Source organism: Psychrosphaera ytuae, assembly GCF_017638545.1.
Lineage (GTDB): Bacteria > Pseudomonadota > Gammaproteobacteria > Enterobacterales > Alteromonadaceae > Psychrosphaera > Psychrosphaera ytuae.
Map to the genome: position 1 here is coordinate 3,109,416 of NZ_CP072110.1, position 16,145 is coordinate 3,125,560.

General features: G+C 42.2%; 15 protein-coding genes. 6 read left to right on the forward strand and 9 right to left on the reverse strand.

Annotated elements, in window-relative coordinates; all coding sequences use genetic code 11:
* Window positions 1–22: 22 nt before the first annotated feature.
* Window positions 23–634, forward strand: coding sequence for a site-specific integrase (locus J1N51_RS13670; protein ID WP_208831799.1), 612 nt, complete (start codon window positions 23–25; stop codon window positions 632–634).
* Window positions 635–651: 17 nt separating this feature from the next.
* On the opposite strand, the gene J1N51_RS13675 is transcribed toward J1N51_RS13670, so the two are convergent.
* From J1N51_RS13675 to J1N51_RS13690, 4 genes are all read right to left on the reverse strand, one after another.
* The gene (locus J1N51_RS13675) at window positions 652–1,884 is read right to left on the reverse strand and encodes a hypothetical protein (RefSeq protein WP_208831800.1); all 1,233 of its coding nucleotides are present in this window, start codon (window positions 1,882–1,884) and stop codon (window positions 652–654) included.
* Between the two features lie 2 nt (window positions 1,885–1,886).
* Complete coding sequence (locus J1N51_RS13680) at window positions 1,887–2,237, reverse strand: HIRAN domain-containing protein (RefSeq protein WP_208831801.1); 351 nt, start codon at window positions 2,235–2,237, stop codon at window positions 1,887–1,889.
* Between the two features lie 200 nt (window positions 2,238–2,437).
* Entirely contained in the window at window positions 2,438–2,737 is a 300-nt protein-coding gene (locus J1N51_RS13685; protein WP_208831802.1) for a hypothetical protein, read from the reverse strand.
* Between the two features lie 4 nt (window positions 2,738–2,741).
* On the reverse strand, window positions 2,742–3,071 hold the full coding sequence (locus J1N51_RS13690; protein ID WP_208831803.1) for a hypothetical protein: 330 nt from the start codon (window positions 3,069–3,071) through the stop codon (window positions 2,742–2,744).
* Window positions 3,072–3,313: 242 nt separating this feature from the next.
* Here J1N51_RS13690 and J1N51_RS13695 point away from each other — a divergent pair, with 242 nt between their 5' ends.
* On the forward strand, window positions 3,314–3,961 hold the full coding sequence (locus tag J1N51_RS13695) for a HEPN domain-containing protein (RefSeq protein WP_208831804.1): 648 nt from the start codon (window positions 3,314–3,316) through the stop codon (window positions 3,959–3,961).
* Window positions 3,962–3,996: 35 nt separating this feature from the next.
* Here J1N51_RS13695 and J1N51_RS13700 read toward each other — a convergent pair whose 3' ends face one another.
* Complete coding sequence (locus tag J1N51_RS13700; protein ID WP_208831805.1) at window positions 3,997–5,439, reverse strand: YfcC family protein; 1,443 nt, start codon at window positions 5,437–5,439, stop codon at window positions 3,997–3,999.
* Window positions 5,440–5,681: 242 nt separating this feature from the next.
* Here J1N51_RS13700 and J1N51_RS13705 point away from each other — a divergent pair, with 242 nt between their 5' ends.
* Together J1N51_RS13705 and J1N51_RS13710 are read left to right on the forward strand one after the other, a co-directional pair.
* Window positions 5,682–5,954 (forward strand): hypothetical protein, encoded by a 273-nt coding sequence (locus J1N51_RS13705; protein WP_208831806.1) that lies wholly within the window; start codon window positions 5,682–5,684, stop codon window positions 5,952–5,954.
* Entirely contained in the window at window positions 5,941–6,129 is a 189-nt protein-coding gene (locus J1N51_RS13710) for a hypothetical protein (protein ID WP_208831807.1), read from the forward strand. Before J1N51_RS13705 ends, J1N51_RS13710 begins: the two co-directional genes overlap by 14 nt.
* A gap of 9 nt (window positions 6,130–6,138) precedes the next feature.
* Here the strand turns inward: J1N51_RS13710 and J1N51_RS13715 are convergent, their stop codons facing one another.
* Entirely contained in the window at window positions 6,139–6,972 is an 834-nt protein-coding gene (locus tag J1N51_RS13715) for a LysR family transcriptional regulator (RefSeq protein WP_208831808.1), read from the reverse strand.
* A 138-nt stretch (window positions 6,973–7,110) separates the two neighbouring features.
* Here J1N51_RS13715 and maoP point away from each other — a divergent pair, with 138 nt between their 5' ends.
* A complete protein-coding gene (maoP, locus tag J1N51_RS13720; RefSeq protein WP_208831809.1) occupies window positions 7,111–7,473 on the forward strand; it encodes a DUF413 domain-containing protein in 363 nt (120 codons plus the stop codon).
* A gap of 95 nt (window positions 7,474–7,568) precedes the next feature.
* On the opposite strand, the gene J1N51_RS13725 is transcribed toward maoP, so the two are convergent.
* Entirely contained in the window at window positions 7,569–8,120 is a 552-nt protein-coding gene (locus tag J1N51_RS13725; RefSeq protein ID WP_208831810.1) for a BON domain-containing protein, read from the reverse strand.
* A gap of 358 nt (window positions 8,121–8,478) precedes the next feature.
* Between J1N51_RS13725 and J1N51_RS13730 the strand changes: the two genes are divergently transcribed.
* The gene (locus J1N51_RS13730) at window positions 8,479–10,416 is read left to right on the forward strand and encodes a GAF domain-containing hybrid sensor histidine kinase/response regulator (RefSeq protein WP_208831811.1); all 1,938 of its coding nucleotides are present in this window, start codon (window positions 8,479–8,481) and stop codon (window positions 10,414–10,416) included.
* A 16-nt stretch (window positions 10,417–10,432) separates the two neighbouring features.
* On the opposite strand, the gene J1N51_RS13735 is transcribed toward J1N51_RS13730, so the two are convergent.
* Both J1N51_RS13735 and J1N51_RS13740 read right to left on the reverse strand, forming a co-directional pair.
* A complete protein-coding gene (locus J1N51_RS13735; RefSeq protein ID WP_208831812.1) occupies window positions 10,433–11,716 on the reverse strand; it encodes an MFS transporter in 1,284 nt (427 codons plus the stop codon).
* A gap of 149 nt (window positions 11,717–11,865) precedes the next feature.
* Window positions 11,866–15,939 carry an ExeM/NucH family extracellular endonuclease gene (locus tag J1N51_RS13740; RefSeq protein ID WP_208831813.1) on the reverse strand — a complete coding sequence of 1,358 codons (4,074 nt, stop codon included), beginning with the start codon at window positions 15,937–15,939 and terminating at the stop codon, window positions 11,866–11,868.
* Window positions 15,940–16,145 lie beyond the last annotated feature (206 nt).

Genomic DNA, 16,145 nt, shown 5'->3' on the forward strand with positions numbered 1-16,145 from the left:
TCAGAGTGTTCAGTACACTCAATTGCAAGCAGAAATCCCTCTGGATTTAGAACCAGCGAAGCGGTTCACCAAATTGCCGGGAGCAATTTGGAACGCCATTTATGGCGGCCCGAAGGGCAAAAAACAGGATGTTTTTTGTAATTCCAGTCAGTCCGACCAATTTAATCTAGTCTATCTCTCAGAGTGTTCAGTACACTCAATTGCAAGCAGAAGTCCCTTTGGTTTAAGAACCAGCGAAGCGGTTCACCAAATTGCCGGGAGCAATTTGGAACGCCATTCATGGCGGCCCGAAGGGCAAAAAAAACAGAACGTTTTTTGTAATTCCAGTCAGTCCGACGTTGAACAGTTTGTGTTAGTTGATGAAGCAATTAACAGTATCTCCTCATGGTTCAGCAAGATAACCAGTCGATTCAAGAAGCTTGAAGGCTACAAGACTGGTTTACATTCGTTTAGAGGTCACTTTGCGACAGCACTTGAAGAGATTGGTTGTCCTGAGCAACTAGCAACACAGCTGGCAGGTCATAAGCGACTATCACTGACTTATAACCTTTACAGCAAGTACCAGAACAAAGAGGAGATGTGGAGTTACATCGAGAGAATCCATGAGACTGACACTCTTTGCCTGGGCATATAGTGATTATTGAACTGTATTTAGATTGTTGGAAGTTTACTGTCTAAAAAGGCTATTTGCTTTTCCAACAACGCTTTTTGATGCTCAAGGGCTTTTGGGTCATGTGTAAAATCTAAGAAGCTAATGATGTCCTCGTACTTCGTTAGCTCTAACTCGTTGTTTATGAGAAAGTTGAAGTAGTAAGATAATGCCTTGCGCATAACGTTGCACTTAAGCTCCACTGAATTGGTTTTCTCAAAGCGGTGTATATGGTGGTTTCTATCTTGTTTTAAGCTTGCAAATAATTTTGAGTGGAACTCTCTATCGGCAAAGAGAGTTGCTAGACGGCGTGCAAGTGTCTTTTCTTCTTTTGCGTTTAACATTATTTCAGCGGAAATCCATAAGTGCAGGAATCTTAGGCTTGGGGGCTGAGTATCTAAAGCCGCTATTATTGAGTCAACTATGGTTTGGAGTCGCTTGCTAAACTTAGATTTTAGCACTTTATCTAGGTTGCTTTTTAGCTGCTGGTTAAGGAGTTGCATATTCTTAAATGAGACTGATTTGGTGGGTTCTGGGTAATCTTCACGGTAAAGGTGCGTCTCGTTATCGCAGTGAATTGAATGATATTTTCCCAGTTTTGTGAATGATGCTGATGGATACACAGCTTCTTTGTTACTCCAATCGAACCTATTGCCAATCAAGTCTAGTTGCAGCTCAATCATTCCTCTGCACAAATTGATGACTCTTAGAGCATCATGTAAGAACGTTTTGACCCCACAGGACTTCGCTTTGACAACAACAAATGTTGTTTCACTTGGCTTGTCGCAAGCGGCATGAATGGATTTTAATTTATCTTCTCTCTCTAACTTAAGATTGTTGTCAATTGTTGATTGAAACGAGATTTCTAGTTCACCAATACTCATTGTGTCTAACTTGCACTTGTTATTGACATTTATTGTTGTAACTAAAGTGAAGTTTTTTGACTTCCTTTCTTGTGATTCGACTTTTAATTGAAATGAACTGATTAATTCATCTGCATCGACGGTGTTACTTTTTGCTCTGCACTCTCGGTATGCCTCAAAAAAGAGCTCAAGTTGGGTATCGAAGCATAAGGGAGTTTTACATGCGACATTTGAATACAAGAATTGAAGGTATAGCTCTGGATCTAGCTCCCATTGAACATTACCTGTGTCTGTAACTTTGAACATGGGCTCAAGCTTTGCTAGAGCATGTTTTACTGTTTGTTCTGATTTGTCTTTCCAATTCGCTTTCATAATCACTTCTTAAATGCTGTACTGACTTCTATGTTCACTCCAAATGGTTGACCACCAATGCCACCGGTAACATTTTTCACTTGTGCAGTTGCTCTTTTTCCGTCGTCAATCTCACCAGAAAGGTCACAAGATATGGAGCTTGATATGTAGCCGATGTGATACTTTGTGTTCTTGAAAAAGCCCTTGTGGACTATCCATGCCGCAATTGCTTCAGGGTCGAATTGGTTTTCAGGTTCTCGAATTAGAAACACACGTTGTCCTGCCTTGACGTATTTGCGTATTACTCTCTGTCGATTTGTTCCGTTAGGGCAGTCATGTGTGACACCAACTAACTTTGTGAAAAATGTACCCATACTCAATCCATGTAGTTAAGCCTAGGGTCATCGTAAAGCACTGATAATCAGGTGTCTATAGTTGGGTTTTGGACAATGTTTCTGCCTAAAATTCTGAGAGATCAATGTGATTACTTCCTAGAAGAGGAGTCTGGATGAACATAAATATTTGCACCCAAGCCGCTTATTTCTATTTGGATGCAAACTCTTCCTTATTCGAACTAGCTTTTACAATTTGTTGATTCGACCATGTACTGTACTGTGTGACCGACTACATACCTAGACGCTATGTAAGAATTTACTTGGCGCTCACACCATTGCAAAGCATCTCCTTGGCTCTCGTAACCTTTTCCAGCGGCATTCCAACATTGTTTTAAATCTTGGTCACGGTCTTCTGCGAAAAGTGCTTCTGATTTAGTGATCTTACAGGATGAGTAAGTGGATTTGGATGAACCGTCGTCGTTCGTCCCACCGCAAGCGGAAAGTACTACTGCGGTAAATATAAGTGCTAAATTTTTCATTTACTTATCCCTTGTATTTAATTTTGAATGTTGGTTGAAGAACGACTTTGCTTTGGCATGGAACTACAAAGTAGTCATGCTCGACGTTCTTAACAATTAACTCTAATTCAGAAAAAAATTTACAATCCAGCGACACGCCAGTTGATGGCTTTAGGGTGATAAGTTCACCATTTATTTCAAATGATGTGGTGTACGGAGATAAGTTTTGAATCGAATGTTGGCTGTTTGTTGTTTCTGTGACCATGATATTTGCAATTGGTGAAGTTAAGTTTTTCGCCATTTCTGCTTCAACATCCATAATAAAAACAGCCGCAAATAATGCTAACTTTTTCATTTTAAATCCTTTAAAAAGTATTGAAATTTGAAAGCAAAGATCGACAGGTAAGTAAAAGTAAATAAACACTTTTTGAGAACCGCTATCCTTGCGTAAAATGAGGTTAAACATAAATTGTACCTAATTCAATGACATAAAATAGTACACACATTGTTACTTATAGCTGATGTAACTTTGTTTAGTGACAGATCTTGAATATGTGATACGTTAGTTTTGAATAAAGATAACGGACAAAGATAAAAATGGACTTTACCTCTCTTAAGCAGAAGCAGCGGACGACTCGTGATGCGTTTTCAGAAAGTTTAGCCTTGCGTGTTCATCGCTCTCTAAGTTGGCTTGCAAAAGCTGAAATGTGTGACCATGACCTTGACTCTGAGTTTATATTCTTGTGGATTGCATTTAACGCTGCATATGCACAAGACACTGAAGTATTAAGACATACACAGTCAGAAGCGTTCTCCCAGTTTATGAGTAAGCTTGTAAATTTGGACCAAAAAAATCGATTTTTTGAACTGGCTTGGGAGGAGTTTTCCTCAAGTATTAGAGTGTTGCTGGATAATAAGTATGTGTTTCAGCCGTTTTGGGATTACCACAACGGAAAAATAGCCGAGGAGGACTGGAAACACCGCTTTTCCAAAGCCAAAGTAAAGGCTAATCAAGCTCTCGCAAATAAACAAACAGACTTACTGATTACCATTGTTCTACAAAGGTTGTATACCTTACGAAACCAGTTGGTTCACGGCGGGGCGACTTGGCAAAGTAGTGCTAATCGAGATCAAATACGAGATGGTAGCGCCTTTCTCCGAAAACTTGTACCACTAACCATAGATGTGATGATGGATAACTCTTCAGAATTGTGGGGTAGTGCTAACTACCCCGTTGTTGATTGACGCACAAAAAAGCCCACATGAAGTGGGCTTGAGAACTAATTAGTTTCGGTGCTTGTTGAAACATCGTTAAGCGAGTTTAAGTCTGGCTGCACGTCTCGACCGTAATCAAAAGTGACAGCTAAAACTAAGACGAGTGAAGCTGCCGCCATTAGTTTAAGCATCAGTGGCATACAGAATCTAAACCACAAGTGATATGGCACTCCCGCCATACCAATGATCCCCATCAAAACGGCATTTGTAGGGACTATCATATTCGAGAAGCCATCACCAAATTGATAAGCCAATACGACGATTTGGCGATTAACGCCGACTAGGTCACCCACTGGCGTGAGCAAAGGAATTGTCACATACGCCTGGCCGCTGCCAGATGGAATAAATAGGTTGAGTAAAGTTTGCATCACAAACATGCCAACAGACGCGATCTCTGAGCCGACATAAGACAGTGGATACGACATACCGTACACCAATGAATGAAGAATTTGACCGTCTTCCATGATAAGCGCTATACCACGGGCAACACCGATAAGCATTGCTGTAGTGGCCAAATCTTTAACACCTTCGATAAATTGAATAGCGGTCGTGTCAGCATCTAGTTTACCAACGATAGCGGTAAATATGCCCCACAAAATGAAAATGGCGCCCAGCTCGTATAAATACCAGCCTTTCTCTGATATACCCCAAACTGCAGTTGCAACTGTGGCAATCAAACCAAATAAAACTAATTTGTGGCGCAGTTCTAATTTAGGATAACTAGCCGTATCTTGGCCACCAAGTGGGCAAGGTAATGCTTTGGTCATTGATGCCTCGGGGTCATTTAATACTTTTTGGGCGTAGCTCCACACATGGTGAAAACCAATCAATACAAACGGAATGAACAAAGCAAGACGAAGTTCGATACCAGAGTAAACAGGAATTCCAGATACCGTTTGAGCTATCATTACTGTAAATGGGTTAAATGCCGAAATACCGTAACCTATGCCGTAGCCAGTCACCACCATACCCACGGCAGTCATGGCATCAAGGCGCATAGCTTTGCACAAGCCTACTAAAATGAGTACAAACGGGATGTACTCTCCCGCAGTACCTATGGCACCGGATGCGATTGAAAAACAAAACACCACCATAAAAATAAGCATGCTTGGGTTAGTACCAAATCGCTCTAACAAGTATCCGATGAGGGCATCAATCGTACCTGTAGCACGGGCAATCGCTAGTACACCACCGACAATAAAGACAAAAAAGATGATGTCTTGGGCTGCCGCAAGCGCCCTTGGAATCGCAACCAAAAAGTCCATAGGGGTCAAACGAATTTGTTCTTGGGCTAGCGCAAACGTGCCTGGAACGACAGACGTGCGGCCATTATCTAGGGTAATGGTTTCGAAGTAACCTTGCGGGACAATCCAAGTTGCAATGTAAGCAACTAACATCATGCCCAATAGTAAGATCAGAGTATGAGGAACTTTAAACGTTTTAGTCATTGTTTTTATTAGCCTATTCCATAAGTAAACGAACGTTTTGGGTAATCTTGAATTGAGTATCAAAATTATAGTGACGCTAGGTTAATCAGTAACTGCATACAATACAACCGAAAAGCCAAAGCTAGTAAACAACGGCCCATATCAAAAAAATAATTATCCTTTACGACAAATATTATTCGCTTTTCTGCGTTTAAAAACAGGCGTACGTTCGCGATTAGTTTAACTAGGAGCTAAATGCCACAATGAAAAAATCACTTTTATCGGTTTTGTTAACCTTATCGTTAGCCGTTGCGTCGTCAGTTTCGTTTGCACAAACTGAAGACGAAGATGCAGATGTAGAAACCCTAAAAGAAATTTATGAATTCTGTGTATCGCAAGAAGAGTCGACACCAGAAGACAAAAGTTTACTCAAGTGTATAAACGAAGAGCTTGAGTACGGTGGTTTTAATAAATTTAAAACTATTGCTGAAGTAAAACAACGTATAGGTGAAGAGGTTACGTATGAATCATTCTAATGATGAATACGATGCTTACGAACTCGTAAGCGAAGCGAACAAAAGCGCTCGTCAAAAACGCTTTGAAACGCAAAAACGTATCTACGAATTAAAAGAGAAACACAAGTTAAAACGCGAACAGCGTGATTACTTTGATGATGACTCTTACGATGAAGAGTACGACGTTTACTTTTAAAAAGTAATCCTAAAGAGAGGAAGCGTCCAATGCCTGTTTAATGACCTCTAGATTAAACAGATGGCCGTTTCCTGCTCTTGTTACACAATAAATCGGCCGTTGGATCTGTAGTTCAGTTTCAATCAGATGGTATTTTCCAGCCGCTACATTATCACTTACTGACTCCATCGGTAAGTAAGCGAAGCCACCATTGGTGTCGATAAATTCTTGGGCTATCTTGGCCGTCGTTGTTTTAAAGCTCGGTGTTAGTTTGTGATATGTGGCGTGTTCTTTTTGGAACGTCAGGCCCCAGTCTACAAACACATACCCCTCGTCGTTGTTATTCAGAGTGGGTTTGGTACCGACTAATGCGAGAGTAAAGTGGCCAATTAACTCACACTCAAACTCTTCGTCTTTGATAGGGTCAGTTAACAGGCCAATGTCTAATGACTTCTCGGCGATTTTTCGTTGAATGGCTTCTCGAACTGAAATTTCGGTACCCACTACAAACTCTTTGAGACCCTTAACAAGCGGTTGAATACGAGAGCTTAAAAACGCATCCCAGACATTAGGGGTTGCGGCAATGTTGATGGTGGGCTTTTGTTTGTTGACCTGTTTGAGGTGGTGCTCAGATTCGGTCAGCTGCTCGACAAGCTGTTGGGCAAAAGGCAGTAATGCTTCACCTTCGGCAGTTAGGCGCAAGTTGCTTTTGTCTCTTACAATAAGCTGTGCTCGGTAATGTTCTTCTAGCTGTTTGATTCGAGCACTGACGGCTGCTGGCGTAATGTACAAGGTTTCTGCGGCATGGCCAAAATGGCGTAGATTAGCCACTGCAATAAAGGTTTTAAAGACTCGAATGTCCATGTTTTTCTTCAATTCAACAAAGTCACTTGAATCTAAATAAAAATTGTCGTTTCGGCAAATTTTATTTGATGTTGTTTAGCAAGTTTTCGGCATAAATTTAGGCCAATAAAATGTTGCATGATAAATGAGGGCAATAAAATGGAAACGATGATTCGCACAGGTCAAAAACCGTTTTTTGGTGATCCAATGTTTTCGAGAGGCTTATCGCGCTGTGGTTATTTCACGGTCAAAGAAGCTAAATTGTTGGAAGAGTACGGTGACACATTACAAGGACTAAGTAGTGGAACCTTAATGGCAGCAAACGATGACGAAGCTCGTTTTGTCAAAGAGATCCACGGTGTAGGGACCGCAACGTCGCCATTGGTAGCTTTGTGGCAAAAATACGTAGCGGCGATTCGTAACTCTCGCACATCGATTGGTTTTCGTAGTAGCGCGCTATCTGCTAGTGACTTTCAAGCGAGCTTGGCGGATGATTACGAGCCATACAGCAATGTTGTTTAACAAAGTTGTCTAATAACGCGGTGTAATTAAGTCATTTATCGTCGATGAAAAAAAAGCCCGCTCAATGCGGGCTAAAGCTTTGCTGGAGAAGTATTCTAGTCACTGACAACTTGTAAATCGTCGATAACTCGCTTCACGTCATCGGTATTTTCAGCGATGGCGATAGCCAAGTCGTGTTCGGTATCTGAAGAAACCATCCCGCTCAATGTTACCACGCCATTTTCAGCCTCTACATCGATGTCTAGAGCACTAACCTCTGAATCTAGTAGATAGCGAGTTTCAATGACGGCCTCAACTTTGGCGTCTGTTAATGTGCTGTCATTCGAGTTGTCATCGCGATTATCATCGATAATCACTAATCTGTTTTTTACGCTCTTGACTCCATCTAGCGTCATAACCAATTCTTCGGCTAATTCTCTTTCCATTTCATTGTTTACATCACCCGTTAGTGTAACCACTCCTTTTCGCACATCGGTATTGATATCAAACGAGTTTAAATTAGTATTCATTAACAAGATGGTTTCGGCTTTGCCATCTAGCCAAGCGTCTCTACTCTTGTCTTTCCAATCACTTGCTGTACTCGGTGCGCTTAAACCAAGTGCACCTGCAATGGCGAACGCTGATAACGTTTTGATAAATGTTTTCATCACTTTCTCCTAGAATTTTTGCTGTGCAACTCAGTACTCAATTACTGCGTAAGTACCCATTTATTCAGATTAACTAGGTGCTAAAGGTATGCCATAAATATAAGTTACTGTTTTTAATAACCTTTGGTAAAATGAAGTGCGTAGGGTTTTAGAGTTTAGTGAAAGAATTACCGGTTTGGGTGAAATGTTTGCACGGTAGTCTCTTTGATTGAATAATAATCGACCGTTATCTATAATTTGTTAAACCTCTTCGTGGAGCTGCTTATTCACGAAATATCAAGGCGATGGAGCGTGTACTATCAACGTTTTAAGACGATTTCACAATACTGTTTCTGATCAAAGTAAATCCTTTGACCAAGTGATTAATGAATTACTTGGGCTTGGCCGAGAGGTGTTTGGTTTGGATATTGCGATAGTCAGCCGTATTCAAGATAACGTATACAAGGTTTTGTATGTTGATTGTGCAAACAATGAGCTTGAAGCCGGCGCCGAATTTCCTCTCGATAACACATATTGCACACATACAATGTTGGCGGACCGAGCTGTTTGTTATCACCACACAAAGCACAGTGAAATTGCGAGCCACCCTTGTTATCAAAACTTTGGACTTGAGTCTTATATTGGCGCACCGATACGAGTCGGTGATGAAGTGTTTGGTACCGTCAACTTTTCTGCCCCTGCTCCTCGTGACAAGTTCGAAGATCAAGATGTTGATTATGTTGAGCTTTTTGCTCAATGGATAGGTGCCGAATTATCCAAGCAGAAAACCTATGAAGAGCTCCACAAAAATAGCAAAACCTTAGATAAACTAGAAAGCGTCGCCAACATTGGTACCTGGGAGCTAAATCTACTTGATGGTCAATTAACTTGGAGTCGTCAAACTAGGCTGATCCACGAAGTAGGGGATGACTTTGTTCCCAATGTTGATGAAGGACTCGACTTCTATAAAGAAGGCGAGAGTCGCGAGCGTATCTCTGAGGCAGTAACGACTGCGATTGAAGAGGGTAAGCCTTGGGATTTGGAGCTTCAGATCATCACGGCCAAAGGCAATGAGCTTTGGGTTAGGGCGCAAGGTGAAGCTGAGTTTGAAAACGGCCAATGTATTCGCTTATTTGGTGCGTTTCAGAATATTGATGACATGGTTCAACAGAGGCTTAAGCTAGAAGAAGCCCGTGAAAAAGCAGAGGCTGCTAACAAAACGAAAAGTGAGTTTTTGGCCAACATGAGCCATGAAATCAGAACACCTATGAACGGGGTGTTAGGCACGTTACAACTTTTAGAGCAATCTGACCTAGATGAGAAGTCCAAAATCTTCGTAGAAAAAGCGATTTACTCTAGTAAGACCTTGCTCACTATCATTAATGACATATTGGATTACTCGAAAATCGAGGCAAACAAACTCGATTTTGAACATGCTCCATTCTCGGTGCGAGAAACCATGACCTCTGTTCAGTCTGATTTGTTAGAACAGTCGTTAAAAAAGGGCATTCAACTGCGTACTCATGTGAGTGACGACTTTGAGGATGGCTGGGTTGGGGACTCAGTTCGAGTTCGGCAAATCCTCCTTAACCTTACAAGTAACGCCGTTAAATTTACGGAGTCAGGTTCGGTTGATATTGAGCTAAGTCAGACAACCTGGGAAGGCCGAGAAGCAATTCAATTTGTCGTCAGGGACTCTGGAATAGGTATGAGTAAAGAAGCCCAGAAAAGGATTTTTGAACGCTTTACCCAGGCTGATTCATCGACCACTCGAAAATTTGGTGGTACCGGCTTAGGCATGTCTATCACTACTAGTCTTATTAAAATGATGAACGGCGATATTTCATTGCTTAGTAAAGAAGACAAGGGCACAACGGTAACTGTTGTATTACCTCTGGAAAAGTCGACATCAAAGGTAAAACAAAAACGCCGGGGTGTTGTTGAAGTTCCTGACTTGTCGAGCAAGCGTATTTTAGTCGCTGAAGACAACGAAATTAATCAACTATTGGTCGGCTCCATGCTTAAAAAGACCAAGGTTGACTTTACTTTTGCTGACAACGGTAAAGTGGCAGTTGAATTGTTTAAATCCAACCAATACGACTTGGTGTTAATGGATATTCAAATGCCAGAAATGGATGGCGTGCAGGCATTTAAACACATTCATAAGATATCACCTGATGTGCCTGTCGTGGCACTGACTGCAAATGTGATGACAGACGACATCAATCAATATTTGGAGCTTGGGTTTGTGGCACATATTGAAAAACCCATCGACTTAAACCGTTTCTATAGAGAGCTAACCAACCTAATTGGCTAGCATATTCACTTTGCCGCTACAGCTTTGCAAAGTCTGGTCGCGGCATTCTCTCTAATATGTGATACAAAAACATTACTACCAGAATTAATCCAGCACCTATAGTAAACACCCAGCTTCCGCTAAGGTGATCCAATATCAAGCCTCCGCCAAGAGGCGCAAAAGCATATCCAAATTCATAAAAAGACGCCGCCCCGAAATAGGCACCTCTTAAGTGGTTTGGTGCAATTCGGTCGATGTGAACATTCATGGTCGGGAACAAGATTGTCTCTGCAACGCTCAACAGAGCGATTGCCCCTATCCAACCCCAGTATTGGTTTACTGGATTAGACGCCATCCAAATTTGACTGAGCAACAATAATCCTAACCCTACTTGAATTCGATTAATGAGTGAGACTCGTGCCATTAGTTTTAGTAGCGGAAACTGCAGAGTTATGATGATCATCGCATTGGTAAAAATCAGAGTGGAGATCAATGACAGTAACTCAGGGACTTCTGCTCGAGTTAAATATTGGATCAACGTCGTGTCCATTTGTGCATAAACAAACATACAAATCAGATTAGCTAAGATCAGACATTGCAAAAGTCGGTCGTGCAACAATAGAGTTAAGGTTGTTTTAAACTCCGATTTTTTAGCGACTGGTGATTCAGTTGGTGCTAAGTCATCTTTTATTTCTTGTTGATTAGAGCTGATTTGCGATGTTTGGGCATCGCGTTTTTGCTGATCTTTAAAACCAAATGCCAACAGCACCATCAAAAACGCAAACGCATAAACAGTGAGGTAAAAGCTGCTTTGCTCTCCGGTCAAACCAAGCCAAACACCCACAATAGGGCCTATTGCACAACCGACATTAACAATGAAGTAAAGGCCTTGCAACGCGAGTTCTCTGGTTTGAGGCTGAGGAATAATATCACCAACTAAAGCTGATATGAGAGGTCGCCATAGCGAGGTCGCAACAGAGCACAACCCGATGACGATAACAAATTGAGTGACGGTCGTAGCTTCTGCCAATAACACAAATGACACAATATACAGTATGCCAGTGGCAAACATCATTTTTGTTCGACCGACTAAATCCGACAGAGCGCTACATACAAAGCTAATTAACACGGAGGCAACGGCTGAACCTGACAAAATGAGACCTACTTCAGTGGCCGACAGACCAAAACGCTCATATAGGATCACGGCCAAAAACGGCCACACCATATAAAAACTTCCGCGTGTGATAAATGACCCAAACAATAAAATCCACATCAAAGGGGGAAATTCTTTCAATCTAGAAAATGAAATATCGCTTTGCACAGCCAATCCTTGATAATTTCAGCGAGAAAATGAGAGTACGCAAACGAGAGAAGACTCGAAAATGAGCGTTCAATATACAGGCAAATGATTGTTATAGCTATAAAAAAAGCCAGCATTAGCTGGCTTTAAAGGTTAGGTAAAACAATGAGTTATTGTTTTGGATGTGTAGTTGCGATTGTTAGGCTTGGACCCCAATAGAAAGGGCGGCCTTTAACGCGTACAAACCAATAACCCGGTTCTGGGTTAGCAATTGTACATTGTTCGTTGTTGCCTCGTTGACGCGACGCACAATCGAATTTAGCACGGTTTGGATAGCGACCTTTTCTTACAAAAAGGTCGGCATTACCAAAGCCACCGGCAAGGTTAACATTTAACTCAGTCGCACCTTCTGGAACTTTTACTGCAAATACGCGCCAGTGATTGAAGAACGACAGGTGACGGTATGTCTTAGTCGTTGTAACAAGTGCGGTTTCAGTTTCAATATCAATGACAATTGGGTCATGATCAGACGCGCGGAATGGACCGTCGCTGTACAAGGTGACCTTTTGTTCATCCGACTTATACTCTTCGTTGTAGTCAAGAACACGTGGTTCATCGGCATTGATCGCCCAACTTGTCGCGTTAACAACCTTGTCAGTCATGCTTTGGCTTGTTAAAGCGTGATCCAATGCGCCAACTTGACCAAAGATAGAGTAGGTATAACTCTCATCTCCTTGGAAACTCGGTAACAAGTCTGTGTAACCTGCGACAACAAGAGACGTAATTGGGTCTTCTTTGTTGTAGGCATTGAAGTCACCCAACATAATCACGTCTTCGTCTTGTACGCCTGTTGGTGTGGTTTCTAACCAAGTCAAAATCGCTTCAGATGCTTGTACACGACGTAAGTTGTAACAACCTTGGCCATCGCCTTTGTCTTCGTTTTCTACACCACCACTTGAAGAACAACCTTTAGAGCGGAAGTGAGTTACGACTACTGTAAATACGTCACCATTATTTGACTCAAAAGTTTGAGCTAATGGTGGGCGGTTGTGATATTCAAACGGGAAGTCCAAGATCGTTGCGGCTGTTCCTACTTCTTTAACCGCAAGCGTGTTGTAAATAAGTGCGACTTTAATGGCATCGCCACCCATTTCTTCTACGCCAACACCCGCAGCAAATGGTTGAACAAATGCGTAGTCTTTGTCTGAACCTGCGTACTGGTTAAGAACACTAACAAGCTCTTGAATAGCACTAAACTCGCCAAATCCGTCGTTTTCAATTTCTTGAAGGGCAATAATATCGGCGTTCATTGCCGTTAATGCACTAACAATTTTATCGAGTTGACGTTGGTATTCTGTTTCAGAATCAGCACCACGTGGAGTAGGGAAGCCCGCACCTTGGCCGTCGCCATTAAATAGGTTTAGGACGTTTGCATTCACTATGCGCAAGTTGCCAATTTGTTCAACTTGAGGCTCGTCGGTACGTGGGTTTGTTACTTCAATAACTGGCTCTGTGGTTGGTACGACACGGTACTCACCAAAGCTGTAATCAATAACACCAGTTAGTTGGGTAACTTGGTCACCGGTGCGCAGAGAGTTGTCCGCCGATAAACCGCCCGCTGGATAACGAGTTGGCTGAGGGTTTTGGCCATTAACACCGTCGTCGAGTAATACTTTATTTAACTCATTTTCTGCTGTTAATTGCGCAACTTCTTCTGAACCTGGCATAAACAAGTTAGTAGGAGCGAACAGGCGACCGTTTGAAAGTGTTACTTCACCGTAACGACCAAGGTTATAATTATCAGTGACCGTCAGTGGTGAACCTATGGTAACTAACATGCCTTCGATGGACTCTTTAGCTTCGTTACTGCTAAATGGCAGAACTAATTCAGTGGTTTGAACGCTATCAACGCCACAGTCTAATGGAGCTTGAGTTAAGGTAATTTGAGTTTTGCCATATCGCTCAGATACACCGCCTAGAACTCGAATTACTTGTCCTTCGGTTGGCATTATTTCATTAGGGTTGTAAACAAATACACCTTCAGAGGTCATTGGGTTTTGGTCTTGGTCGCTGATTTGCTCTTGAATAAAGAAACCATCCAATGATGGGAATACACCAGTGACAACGGCTTCAACGACAACAGTTTCGCCATCTAATGGAGACACTTCACCTTCACCTTGAATAGCGCTAATCAGCTGAGCTTGATCTAAACACTGACCAATACTAACAACAGGTGGTGTTTCTTCACCGCCATTGACTTCATGAGTGCCAAGGTTTGTAGCATCATTATTTGATGTTCCAAACCATTCAACCGATGGATCGAAAGGTTGAGATAGCTCTGTGTAACCTGCTGAAATAGTTGGCTTTCTGATCAGGGTTCGGTCTTTAGTATTGTTTGGTGCAACACCCCATTGGCTGCCAGGGTCAACCCCAACTTGGCCAAATACGTCAATGACTTCTGTGCCTTTATAAAGAACGTAGGCGTCATCACCATTGTGAGCAATTGCGTTAGTTAGTTGATCTGCTTGGGCTTTGATTTCGTCGTTAGCACCGCCATTGGCGATAACAAATACGTCACCACCTTCAACAATGCCCTCAAGTGCAATCGCATAACCGCTACTCGAACCATTGCTAAATCGCTCTAAGCGGTAGCCTTGTGCTGCTAAGTCAACCGCTTGCGTTGAAGGATTATATAGCTCTAACGCTTTGTTATAGCTGCTGCCTTCAATATATTCAGAAATGAATAGGTTTGTTTGAATAACAGTGTGCAAACCCAAATCTGATGCATCATCATTGGCTGAACCTATCCATTCTAGGGCTGGGTCAAATGCATCTGTGCTATTAGTGTCACCCGTTACAACTGAGCCGTTGCGACGCAATGTGTTGTCTTTGGTCTTGAAAGTATCAGTACCCCATTGGCTACCTGGGTCTTCACCGACTCGACCAAATGAATCTACAACAGTATCGCCAACTACCAGCTCGTATGCGTCATCACCATTGTGAGAAAGGCTACCTGAAGTTAGGTTAGCTAAACCCAGAATTTCATCGTTTGCACGGTTGTTTGCAATGACAAAAGTACTTCCTGCAGGCACGATGCCTTCTAAGTTAATACGTGTTGCAGTAGTACCACCGTTACTGTATCTCAGTAATGCAACAGACTGAGCGGCAAAATCAATGTCTGAAGCAGAAAGGTTGTATAGCTCTATCGCTTTGTTATAGCTGCTGCCTTCTATATATTCAGAGATGATAAGTGTGGCTGGTAGGCTGCTACCGGAATCACCGCCAGTATCACCACCAGTGTTTCCACCTGTATCGCCGCCAGTATCACCACCTGTGTTACCGCCAGTGTCGCCACCTGTATCACCGCCAGTGTTACCACCGCTGGTTGCGCAATCTGCTTCAGGGAATATTGTTTCTACCCACTCAGGGTGATCAACAAACGGGTTGCGGTTACCTTGAAATTCAAAAATTCGGTTGTTTCTGGCTTGCTCAATTGAATCAACCGGGTCGTTTTTGTGCCATTCGATTAGACGACACAACATACCAAAGTTAGGTTCGCCTGACGAAGTGATGCGATTAACTAAGGTTAAATCAGGAGTTGTTGCATCGAATCCCTCATATCGAGTGTCCATGTAGAACATCATTCGCGCTACATCACCTTTAACCGCGTCACGAGGCTCAAAAGAATCGCTATCTACTCGGTTTGCTGGTGCTTCTGAAAGTGGGTTGTCACTGTTATCAAAGTCGTAGTTGCTGCGAGAGGAGTTAATGCTGATGTCGGAAGGGCGAAGGTGGTGAATGTCTGAGTAGGCTAGGGCACTTGAGCTTGAGAAGCCATGGCTTTTAGCCCAAACATGTTCACGGTTCCAGTTGTCTGGATTGCTGCTTTGCTCACCGCTGCCGTTATTAAATTTAGGAATTGAAATCCCTTTGTAAATTAATAAAACGTTGTCAGGGTTGGCAGGGTCTTCATCCGTTTCGGTTAATGCGGTCCAAACTTCCGAGTAAGTCAATTTTTTGTGATTTCGACTTATTACCGCGTTTAACGCTGATTTTATTTCTAACTGCGTTTGGCCATTTGCAATGGCGGCAAGCACTTCCGCGTAATATTCGTTACTGTTATACGTGTCGGCATTTTCTATGGTTGATAATGTCGGACAGTTATAACACGCGTTTGAGACCGTTTCGGCATGCGTTGCACCTGTAAACAAGGCCAGCACAATACCTGTGTAGGTTGTCTTCATTATGATTCCTTTGTGGATTTAATTTTTATAAGTGCACTTTTTATTATTTTTATCGCGGCGCAATTTTCCCTTATTCTTGTGACAAAATCATTAAAAACTGGACTCAAGTTCAGTTGACAGGATGATATTTTTGGAAAGATATACTTCCAGTGGTGTGACCAGTTGCATTTTCCTTTTTGCATTTTCTTTTTTACTAATCGTTTACT

Excerpts from the sequence above, each read along its gene's own strand:
- J1N51_RS13675 (WP_208831800.1), bottom strand. The coding sequence starts at position 1,884 with ATGAAAGCGAATTGGAAAGACAAATCAGAACAAACAGTAAAACATGCT.
- J1N51_RS13680 (WP_208831801.1), bottom strand. The coding sequence starts at position 2,237 with ATGGGTACATTTTTCACAAAGTTAGTTGGTGTCACACATGACTGCCCT.
- J1N51_RS13685 (WP_208831802.1), bottom strand. The coding sequence starts at position 2,737 with ATGAAAAATTTAGCACTTATATTTACCGCAGTAGTACTTTCCGCTTGC.
- J1N51_RS13690 (WP_208831803.1), bottom strand. The coding sequence starts at position 3,071 with ATGAAAAAGTTAGCATTATTTGCGGCTGTTTTTATTATGGATGTTGAA.
- J1N51_RS13695 (WP_208831804.1), top strand. The coding sequence starts at position 3,314 with ATGGACTTTACCTCTCTTAAGCAGAAGCAGCGGACGACTCGTGATGCG.
- J1N51_RS13700 (WP_208831805.1), bottom strand. The coding sequence starts at position 5,439 with ATGACTAAAACGTTTAAAGTTCCTCATACTCTGATCTTACTATTGGGC.
- J1N51_RS13705 (WP_208831806.1), top strand. The coding sequence starts at position 5,682 with ATGAAAAAATCACTTTTATCGGTTTTGTTAACCTTATCGTTAGCCGTT.
- J1N51_RS13710 (WP_208831807.1), top strand. The coding sequence starts at position 5,941 with ATGAATCATTCTAATGATGAATACGATGCTTACGAACTCGTAAGCGAA.
- J1N51_RS13715 (WP_208831808.1), bottom strand. The coding sequence starts at position 6,972 with ATGGACATTCGAGTCTTTAAAACCTTTATTGCAGTGGCTAATCTACGC.
- maoP (WP_208831809.1), top strand. The coding sequence starts at position 7,111 with ATGGAAACGATGATTCGCACAGGTCAAAAACCGTTTTTTGGTGATCCA.
- J1N51_RS13725 (WP_208831810.1), bottom strand. The coding sequence starts at position 8,120 with ATGAAAACATTTATCAAAACGTTATCAGCGTTCGCCATTGCAGGTGCA.
- J1N51_RS13740 (WP_208831813.1), bottom strand. The coding sequence starts at position 15,939 with ATGAAGACAACCTACACAGGTATTGTGCTGGCCTTGTTTACAGGTGCA.